Origin of the sequence: Robbsia andropogonis (assembly GCF_000970345.1) — a bacterium.
Taxonomy (GTDB): domain Bacteria; phylum Pseudomonadota; class Gammaproteobacteria; order Burkholderiales; family Burkholderiaceae; genus Robbsia; species Robbsia andropogonis.
The window spans coordinates 1-1163 of sequence record NZ_LAQU01000200.1 but is presented as its reverse complement, the minus strand read 5'-3'; the positions used below and the strand labels follow the sequence as shown (position 1 = coordinate 1163).

The window sequence follows — 1163 nt, the reverse complement described above, 5'->3', positions numbered from 1 at the left end:
CTCAGTCGGCGGTCGGCTTGGCGAGTTGATGTCCGAATAGATGACTTCGCAGAGGTCGTCACGGTATTGGCGCGCCCGATTCGTCCGAGGTGTCGTCCGCGCCAAACTCCAGTTCGATCTCTTCGATGCTCGGGAGATTCGTTTTGAGGCGCTCTGGTAGAGAATTGACTAACTGATATTCTGCGACGCCGATCGGCTTGCTCGTGTTACGTAAGGCATATTCGGCAACAACCCGATTCTTACTTTTGCACAGCAACAAGCCGATGGTTGGCTCATCGGCCGGATGCTTGACCAGCTCGTCGACAGCGCTCATGTAAAAATTTAACTGGCCGACATGTTCGGGTTTGAACGCCCCGGCCTTGAGCTCGATGACCACGTAGCACCGCAGCTTGAGGTGATAAAAGAGTAGATCAATAAAAAAATCGTCGCCGCCAACCTCGATGGGTACTTGCCGGCCGACGAAGGCGAACCCTGCGCCCAACTCGATCAAAAACGCGGTGACGTGTTGCACCAACGCTTGCTCGATGGCCCGCTCTTGCGCATCAACGCCCAAACCGAGGAAATCAAAGCGATACGGGTCTTTCAATGACTCACGGGCGAGATCGGATTGGGGCGCGGGAAGTCGCTGCGCGAAATTGGTCACAGCGCGGCCTTGCCGCTCCAGAGTCTGCGCTTCGATGTACAAGGTCAACACACTGCGTGACCAACCATGTTCCACCGCGCCGTTAGCGTAGGCGAGGCGCCACTGCGGGTCTTTAAGACGGGAGAGCAAGACCAGATTATGGCCCCAGGGCAATTGTCCAACAGCCTGTTGGACAATTGCCGCTTCTGGCCAGGCATCTGCAAACGCGCGCATGTACATCAAGTTTGCGCGGGAGAAACCTTTCATATCCGGGAAAGCAGCCCGCAAGTCTCGCGCAAGACGCTCGATCACCTTGCTACCCCACCCCTGCTCGGCTTGCTGCCTGCGAATGTCTCGACCGATCTGCCAGTACAGCAAAACGAGCTCGCGGTTGACGGCGAGTGAGGCGCGTTGCTGTGCCGTGTGGATCTGTGTCTTGAGCGCCGCAAGCCACTGGCGATAATGATCGGAGATGAGATCGTGATCCATAGTGATGGCGCCGTGCGGCGTGTGATTATTCATATGCGTTGATTTCACCAGA

At 56.5% G+C, this 1163-nt stretch carries 1 protein-coding gene; it reads right to left on the bottom strand.

The features are described 5' to 3' along the window. Nucleotides 1-58: 58 nt before the first annotated feature. Complete coding sequence (locus tag WM40_RS27110; protein WP_046154652.1) at nt 59-1111, bottom strand: PDDEXK nuclease domain-containing protein; 1053 nt, start codon at nt 1109-1111, stop codon at nt 59-61. Nucleotides 1112-1163: the final 52 nt, after the last annotated feature.

Excerpts from the sequence above, each read along its gene's own strand:
- WM40_RS27110 (WP_046154652.1), bottom strand. The coding sequence starts at position 1,111 with ATGGATCACGATCTCATCTCCGATCATTATCGCCAGTGGCTTGCGGCG.